General features: G+C 61.8%; 10 protein-coding genes. 2 read left to right on the top strand and 8 right to left on the bottom strand.

What is annotated here, in order from left to right; all coding sequences use genetic code 11:
* Positions 1-40: 40 nt before the first annotated feature.
* Both ACNPP0_RS17920 and ACNPP0_RS17915 read right to left on the bottom strand, forming a co-directional pair.
* A complete protein-coding gene (locus tag ACNPP0_RS17920) occupies positions 41-919 on the bottom strand; it encodes an N-formylglutamate amidohydrolase (RefSeq protein WP_332607372.1) in 879 nt (292 codons plus the stop codon).
* Positions 920-921: 2 nt separating this feature from the next.
* On the bottom strand, positions 922-1,914 hold the full coding sequence (locus tag ACNPP0_RS17915; RefSeq protein ID WP_448706600.1) for a Bug family tripartite tricarboxylate transporter substrate binding protein: 993 nt from the start codon (positions 1,912-1,914) through the stop codon (positions 922-924).
* A 138-nt stretch (positions 1,915-2,052) separates the two neighbouring features.
* On the opposite strand from ACNPP0_RS17915, the gene ACNPP0_RS17910 reads away from it, so the two are divergent.
* A complete protein-coding gene (locus tag ACNPP0_RS17910) occupies positions 2,053-2,988 on the top strand; it encodes a LysR substrate-binding domain-containing protein (RefSeq protein WP_448706599.1) in 936 nt (311 codons plus the stop codon).
* A gap of 130 nt (positions 2,989-3,118) precedes the next feature.
* Here the strand turns inward: ACNPP0_RS17910 and ACNPP0_RS17905 are convergent, their stop codons facing one another.
* The 6 genes from ACNPP0_RS17905 to ACNPP0_RS17880 form a co-directional block, all read right to left on the bottom strand.
* Positions 3,119-3,334 (bottom strand): hypothetical protein, encoded by a 216-nt coding sequence (locus ACNPP0_RS17905; protein WP_025135384.1) that lies wholly within the window; start codon positions 3,332-3,334, stop codon positions 3,119-3,121.
* 103 nt (positions 3,335-3,437) lie between these two features.
* Positions 3,438-4,547, bottom strand: coding sequence for an AGE family epimerase/isomerase (locus ACNPP0_RS17900; RefSeq protein WP_448706617.1), 1,110 nt, complete (start codon positions 4,545-4,547; stop codon positions 3,438-3,440).
* Positions 4,548-4,696: 149 nt separating this feature from the next.
* Positions 4,697-4,909, bottom strand: coding sequence for a hypothetical protein (locus tag ACNPP0_RS17895; RefSeq protein ID WP_008159938.1), 213 nt, complete (start codon positions 4,907-4,909; stop codon positions 4,697-4,699).
* Between the two features lie 342 nt (positions 4,910-5,251).
* Positions 5,252-5,476: a hypothetical protein gene (locus ACNPP0_RS17890; protein ID WP_448706598.1), complete on the bottom strand. Its 225-nt coding sequence runs from the start codon at positions 5,474-5,476 to the stop codon at positions 5,252-5,254.
* Between the two features lie 54 nt (positions 5,477-5,530).
* A complete protein-coding gene (locus ACNPP0_RS17885; RefSeq protein ID WP_448706597.1) occupies positions 5,531-6,277 on the bottom strand; it encodes a sulfite exporter TauE/SafE family protein in 747 nt (248 codons plus the stop codon).
* 79 nt (positions 6,278-6,356) lie between these two features.
* The gene (locus tag ACNPP0_RS17880; protein ID WP_448706616.1) at positions 6,357-7,268 is read right to left on the bottom strand and encodes a DMT family transporter; all 912 of its coding nucleotides are present in this window, start codon (positions 7,266-7,268) and stop codon (positions 6,357-6,359) included.
* Between the two features lie 160 nt (positions 7,269-7,428).
* Here ACNPP0_RS17880 and ACNPP0_RS17875 point away from each other — a divergent pair, with 160 nt between their 5' ends.
* Positions 7,429-7,899: an Lrp/AsnC family transcriptional regulator gene (locus ACNPP0_RS17875; protein WP_006218755.1), complete on the top strand. Its 471-nt coding sequence runs from the start codon at positions 7,429-7,431 to the stop codon at positions 7,897-7,899.
* Positions 7,900-7,969 lie beyond the last annotated feature (70 nt).

The raw sequence follows: 7,969 nt of genomic DNA, 5'->3' as shown, positions 1-7,969 counted from the left end.
AACGCCGGCTTTTTGCCTGGGTACAGCCACACAAACGACTCTATTTTGTCGACGTAGCCGCTTCCATGCGCACGCGCACGTAATCGGCCACCTGGGCCAGCACCGTCGTCAAATGCCCGCGCAGCAAATCAAAGCCGGCGTTGCGTTCGCGCGTGGCTTCGTCCATGTACAAAGGACGGCGAATTTCCACCTGCAAGCTGTGCCGGTTCAGCGCCGGCTGGCCAATCTGCGCAATCAACTGCACGCCCTTGTAAGGGTCGTTGCGCGCGACGGTATAGCCCAGGTCGCGCAGCGCCTTTTCGATCAGCGCGATGAACTCGGGTTCGCACGTCGTGCCATCCCGATCCCCCAGCACGAAGTCCGCCAGCGGATGCTCGCTTTGCCGGCCCAGGCGTTCGTAAGCGTCGTTGGGCATGGAATGCAGGTTCAGATGCCACACCGCGCCAAAGCGTTGTTCAGCTCGGCTGATCGCCTGCGACAACGCCGCGTGATAGGGCTCGTAGTAAGCCTGAATGCGATGCCGCACTTCTGCCAGGCTCAGCTTGCGATCGTAAATGGGCGTAGCCTTGTCCATGCGGCGCCAGATCAGCCCCTTGCCCAAGCGAGTCTTCTCGCCCGGGGACAGCGGCTGCGGCCACGGTTCCGCCAGCAGCTCCGGGTCCAGATCCTGCAAGGTGCGGTTCGGGTCGATGTACACGCGCGGAAAGTGCGCGGCAATTAACGTTGCGCCCAGCGTAGGCGCCGCCGACCACAACGCGTCCACGTGCGTGTCTTCGCCCTGGCGCAATTGCGCCTGCGTTGCCACCGCCCCGAAATCGTCGGGATAGCGTTCACCGCTATGCGGCGAATCACAGACCAGCGGCAAGGCCGGCCCCTGAGGTTCATGCACGGAAACCACGTTGAAATCGGCAAGCGTCATCGTCAGTCAGCCTGAATGTTGGCGGCCTTGGCCACCTTGGCGTAGCGGGCCAGGGCCTGTTCGATCTGGACCTGGAACTCTTGGGGCGTCGTGGGCATCAGCGTACCACCCACGTCTTCGGCCTTCTTGCGGAACTCGGGGTCTTGCATCGCCGCGCGCACCGCCTGGTTCAGGCGGTCGATAACGGCCGTCGGCGTACCGGCGGGAGCCACCAATCCGAACCAGCCGCCGGTGCCCATGTCGGGATAACCCAGTTCGATATAGGTCGGCACGTCAGGCAACAGCGGCGAACGCTGGGCGCCCAGCACGGCCAACGCACGCAGCTTGCCACCCTGCACTTGCGGCAGCGTGGAAGACAGGTTGTCGGTGATGGCATCCACCTGCCCGCCCATCACGTCGTTCAGCGCTGGGCCGGCCCCACGGTAAGGCACGTGCAGCAACTTGATGCCGGACAGCATCATGAAATTCTCGATGTTCACATGCCCCAGCGACCCGACGCCGGGCGACGCAAAGCTGTATCGGTCAGCCGGCGCCTTCTTGGCCAGCGCCACGAATTCGGCCATGTTCTTGGCCGGAATATTCGGGTTGATGGCCAAAATGCTGGGCACCGCCAGCACGTTGGCCACGGGCGCGAAGTCCTTGATCGGGTCGTAATTCATCTTGCGATACACGGCCGGATTCGACCCGTGCGTGCTCATCGTGGCCATGCCGATCGTGTAGCCGTCAGGCGTGGACCGCGCCACCTGCTCCATGCCCATCGAGCCGCCCGCGCCCGCCTTGTTTTCAACCACGATGGTCTGCTTGAGATCGCGCCCGGCATACTCCGCGACCAGGCGGGCAACGATGTCGGTCGAACCGCCCGCGGCGAACGGCACCACCAGCTTGATGGGACGCGAGGGGTAGTCGGCGGCTTGGGCAATGCCGGCAAAGGACAGCGTGGCGAACATGCCGGCAAGCGCAACGCGCGCGGACCGGCCAAGCAGGCGGCAAGACATGGATCGACTCCGAAAGGGATACGTTGAAGTAAGGGTCAGAACGGGGTGTCAAACAGAGACAGGCCGCCAGTGTCCAAACTTTACGGTCCCCTTTCAAACGACTATATTGCACTCCTTCATTACCAAAGATCATGCTAAATGCGGCTACATTCGCCGTCCATGTCCGAGCTGCACGCCTTTATCGCGGCGGCACGCTTGGGAAGCTTCACCCTGGCTGCCCAGACGCTGTGCGTCACCCAAGGCGCCATCAGCCGCGCCATTTCGCGCCTGGAGGCCCATTTCGGGCAGCCGCTGATGCATCGCAACGCGCACGGCCTGACGCTGACCGAGATGGGCCAGAAGCTGTACGACGGCGCGCACACGCCGCTTCAGGCCATTGAAAAGCTCAGTGCCGAACTGCGGGCGGATGACCGCCGGCTGCGCTTGACGCTATCGACCGTGCCAACGTTGGCCAGCGCCTGGCTGGTGCCGCATTTGCCAGACTTCCATCGACGCCATCCCGATATCCAGCTTAATTTCGCGGCCTATCGGCGCAATGAGGACTTTTCGGGCACCACGCCAGACGCCAGCATCCTGGCCGGCACCCCTGATCAATGGCCCGGATGCCAAGCCGATTACGTGATCGGTCGCGAAGTGGTGGTTATTTGCCATCCCGACCGTCTTGTCGCCCGCCAGGCCCAGGGGCTATGGAGCACCCCGCACGGGTTGCTGGGCGAAGCCTTGCTCTATCACACCAACGGGCAGGACAACTGGGCGCAGTGGTTCAATGCAGCGGGGGTGCCCCGCCATGCCGTCACGCTGTCCAAGGGGTTTGATCAGGTATCCATCTTGATCCGCGCGGTCATGGCGGATATGGGGGTTGCGGTATTACAGCGCTGCCTGGTGCGCGACGAGCTTCAGTCCGGCCGGGTGGCCGCGCCCTTTCCCGATATGCCCATTCGGCTGAGCCGGGGCTATCACCTTTGCGCGCCGGCCCAGCGCCGCGATCATTACGCGCTGGAATGCTTCCGGCAATGGCTGCTGGCCACCGCGCATGCCGACCCGGACGTCATCGCGGCCAGATCAGCGTCTTGAAAGGCGCGCTGCGGCATATGACACGGCCAGCGCCCACGACATGTCTGGTTTCATCGGCGGCGCTATACTTGAAACCAAATAAAACGGGCCTCTGTAAAGAGGCCCGACTTTAAGTACGGCGATAAAACGATCAAGGTGCCAGCTTGAATCCCAGGTCCACGCCCCACTTATCGGTTTCACGCAACCATTTCGCCCCGCAGCTCAGGCACCGGAAGTGATCTTCGCGACTCTCTTCGCGCCCTTTCTGCGTGGGATTGGTGAAACCTTGATGTCCCAGGTGCGAATGCGGCGCGACGCCGGCAAGGCCCGGGTTAATGCGTTGGCAAGCCAAACACATAACGCTCATTGATGCTTCCCCACAAACAGTGTTAGCAAATTGTAAGGGATTTCACCAATGTTTTTCTATCGATTTATAACAATTGAACGACAATAATTGTTAACAAGGGCGTTTAAACAACGTTAGGCATTGCCGCCAGGCAGGTGGCCAAATGGTACGGCGATGTCGACGGCATGTCGGCGCGGACGACGTCCCCCTGCCCGTTCAGGCATTCGTACCACCCGCCCTCATGCACGAAATGGGCGCGAAAACTGGCCAGCCCGGACTCCAGCGCCGGCCAGTCGCCCAGCACCGCCAACGTCCGCAGGTATTCCGTCTGCGCCCAGATCCGGCGCGTGTCATCCATCACCGCACCCGACTCGTCCAACGACGCCAGCACGCCGGGGCCTTGTACGCCCACCCCATGCGTGCGCGCCCACTGCACCGCGCGCGGCAAGGTTTCCACCAGCTCAAGCCCTTCAAACACCTGCGCCGCACCGTGCACCAGCGACAGCCATTCAAACTGGTGCCCCGGTTCAAGCCGGTTGCCCGCCGTGCCTTGCAGCGCTTCGGATATGCACTGGGTGGGTCCGTGTACAAAAAACTGGCTGACGCCTTGCGCAAGCGTGCGCAGATGCTGGGCAAACAGCGCGGGTTCGGCCACCTGGGCGGCCGCCAGATACGCTTCCGTGAGGTGCATCATTGGATTTTGCGCGGGCGGGCGTAGCGGCGTCTGCCAGTCGGCGCTAAGCGCCGCATGATAGAGCCCGTCATTTGTCTTGAAGCGCGCTTCGATTGCCGATGCCGTGGCCAACATAAGCTTGCGCGCATCCGCATTACGGCTGCGCTGAAAGTACGCCGAGCAGGCCAGCACCACGAACGCGTGGGTATATAAATCCTGAGTGTCATCCAACGGCTGCGCATCAGCGTCCACGCTGTACAACCAGCCGCCTTGATCGTTGCGAAATACGCGGCACAGGGACGCAAACAAGCGGTCTGCATGCTGGCCCGCGGCGGCGCCGGATGCTTCTGAAAAAACATAGAGTTGACGCGCGCATGCCATGGCTCGATATCGGCTGGGCGGCAGCGGCTTGCCCGTTGCGGCATCCAGCGATTCGTAGGGCAGCCCCCATGCGCCGTTGAAGCCCTGCCCCATCCAAAGCGGCAGGATGACGGAGTCGAAATGTGCGCGTAGTGCGCGGACATGCTCCGTCAGAATAGGAGTGGTCTGTGCGGCAATCATTTTGGAACGACCCATACCCGAAAAGGGCCCCAGGTTTTGGAGCAGCAACGATAACCGAAAACTTCGTCGCAAATTTTGGAGTATTTTCCGCAGCCTCATGCACACACAGACCGGCACCACCGATCAGCTCCGTCCAGGGCGGATAAGCCCTATCGGAAGATGTTTTCCTCGACCCAGTTCTGCGCGAATACTTCCGCGCGATCTCGTGCTTCGTCTAATGAAGCGCAGTTGCCCAAGTGGGAAAACGCGGCATCCACTTCGGTGCCGCCCTCGGCCGTTACCGTCAGCAAGACGCCATATCCGCCGGTATCCATGGCCGCTGTGGAAACGTCGATCAGTACTTCCTGGTCACGATGCTGCATGTGCTACCTCCCAGTCGGTTACCTAAACGCGTGAACCACGCGTGACGTGGCGGGACCAAATCCCGCGTAATTGAATAGACCTGAAAGCGTCACGCAAGTTCATCTTACTGGCGAGATAACAAGCGCGATACGTCCGGAAGATGCCAAATCACACATTCCGTCTCAGGAGATTCCCGTACTGCCCTGTAAATACCCCCTGCGCTGCGACATAACGCGAAATCATTCGCAAACTATGCGGCAATTAGGCGCAACTTGCTTCAAACCGCAGCAAGCCGGCGCGCACAAAAGGGGGATCGATATGTGCTGCAAGAAATACCGCCGAGCGTGCCGGCGGCGCAGCGTTCAGCGCACGTGGATGGCGGTGGGCTCTTCCATGCGCAGGGCGAGCTTGCCCTTTTCGGTGATCAGCCAGCGGCCATCTTCGCCGGGCTGAATGCAGCGCAAGGTTTGAAGTGCCTGGGAAATTTCGACAGGCACTTCTGCTTGCGCGGCGCCGGGTTCGCTGCTGTCGGCCACGATGCGCAGCCAATGACCCAGTTCACCCTTCTGAAAACGATGCAATGCCATACTGATTCTCTCTTCAATGACTTTAACGATAGCATGCTCGTCAAGCCTGTCCCGCTATGCAATAAGCTTGGGCACGGACGACACCAGCAAGGCAATGCCCGACAACGTCAAGAGGCCCAGCACCACGCGCCGAAAGGTCACGTCGCTGATGCCGACATACACGCGCGCGCCCAGCAATGTGGGCACCAGCATGGCCGGCACGATGATGGCAAACAGCGGCAGCATGTCTGTCGTCACCACGCCCGTGACGATGTAGCTTGCCATCGTGACCGCCAGCATCGACAAGTTGAAGTTCTGGATAACCGAGCGCTGCACATCGCGCTCGAAGCCGCGCAAGGTGCACCACAACGTCGGAATGACGCCGGTGAAGCCGCCGATGCCGCCCATGATGCCGCCCATCGCCCCCACGACGCCATCCGCCACCTTGCCGCCGGCCGTAATGCGCGGCAAACGCGTTGCGAACAGCATGATCGGGCACCAGACCGCCAACAGAGCACCGATGAAGGTCTTGAATATCAGCGGGTCAAGATGCGGCAAGACCTTTACCCCGATGGGGATGCCCACCAAACCGCCTAGTACGAATGGCAGCAGGTTCGACCACGAAAAGCCGCGGCGCACGGTAAATGCCGCCAACAGCTGGCCGGTCAGTGCGCCGAAGACCGTCATCGCGGCAGCCAGGCGTGGGTCGATGGTCCACGCCCAGAACGACATTGCCACCATCCCAAAGCCGAACCCGGACAAGCCCTGGACGAAGCCGGCAGCCACCGCGCCCAACACGACCAGCACATATAGCGTATCCATTTCTGCCCCATTTACCCGATATCCGCGGCGCATCCACGCGTCTTGCCAGGCCCCTCCCGGCGCGACATTCTAGTGCGTTCTACGAAGGACGCAGCGCAAGCGGGCGCTTCACGCGCGCGGCAACCGCCGAGGCGGCGACGCTGATGCCGATCAACGACAGGCCCAGCACCAGGTCGGCGGACAGGCGTTCATGGAAGACGACGGACGACACGACAAGGCCGATCACAGGTACGCACAGCATCGCGATGGAGGTGGCCACGGGCGGCAGTTTTTGCGTCATGCCCAACACCACGATGAACGTCAGCGCTGTCGCAAGCGGACCGGTGTACAGGATGATCGGCCACGCATCGGGCACGGCCAAAAAGCCGGGCGCGCCATCGCGCATCCAGGCCAGCGCCGCCAACGGAATCGTGGCTAGCGCGGTTTGCCAGGGAATCATGTCGGCGCCCAGACGCACGTGACGGTTGCCGCGCAGCTGGATGATGTTGCACCCCCACGCGAACGAGGCGCCCAGCAGCATGACCAGGCCCACCACCGTATGCGCCTGCCAAGGGCTGAACGCCGGCGCCACGATCACGCCGATGCCGGCATAGCTGAGCGCCGTCGCCACCCATTGACCGGCGTTCAGGCGTTCTTTCAAGATCAGCGCCGACAAGGGAATGACCCATATCGACGTCGCGTAGGCAACGACGGACGCCCGCCCCGGCGCCACGTACTGCAACGCCCACAACGCCAAGGCGGTGAACGCGCCCATCTGCAACAGCGCCACGCCAGCCACCAGCGGCCATTCCTGGCGCGTGGGCAACCGCAGTCGACCCAGTGCCGCCAATACCAGCACGCTGACCACGGCGGCCGACCCGAACCTGCTGGCGGCAAGCCACAACGGGCTCATGTGCGCCAGCCCCATCTTCATGACGGGCCAGTTTCCCCCCCACACCATGACCGCGCCCACCAGCGGCAAAAACTTGCGCAACGTGCTTTGCTGACTTATCACCACAGGATCTACCGCTTGAATATTCCGCACTTCGGCCCCTTTGCCGAAGAAAGAAATAGTCTATAGGGTTAACCCCAGCATATTTCACTTCATTCAGCTTCGATACACTGCTTGCGCAGCACGAACGAATTGCCAAGCCACAACAACTGGATGACTTATGCCGGAAATCAACCTGGATGCGACCGACATCCGAATCCTGAACGAACTTCAACGCGATGCGCGACTGACGAACGTCGAGCTTGCCGCCCGCGTGAACCTGTCCGCCTCGCCTTGCCTGGCGCGCGTGCGGCGGCTGGAAACCGATGGACTGATAGACCGCCGCGTCACCCTGCTCAATGCGCGCAAGCTGGGGCTGAAGGTCAACGTCTTCATCCAGATCTCGCTGGACAAGCAGCGCAAAGCCGCGCTGGATGTCTTCGAGCGCGAAATCGCCGTACTGCCTGAAATCATGGAGTGTTATCTGATGTCGGGCGACGCCGACTACCTGATTCGCGCATTGGTGCCCGACGTGGATGCGCTTGAACGCCTGATCGTCGAGCACATCACCCGCATCCCCGGCGTGGCCAGCATCCGGTCAAGCTTCGCGCTCAAGCAGGTGCTGTACACCACCGCCGTGCCGCTAGCCTGACGGATACCAGGCGACGCGTTCCGAAACTTGCGGGATCAGTCGCCCGCCCGCACAATGATTCGTGGGGGCG

The organism is Achromobacter semiaridum (genome assembly GCF_053543755.1).
This window is presented reverse-complemented; position numbering and strand designations above follow the sequence as displayed.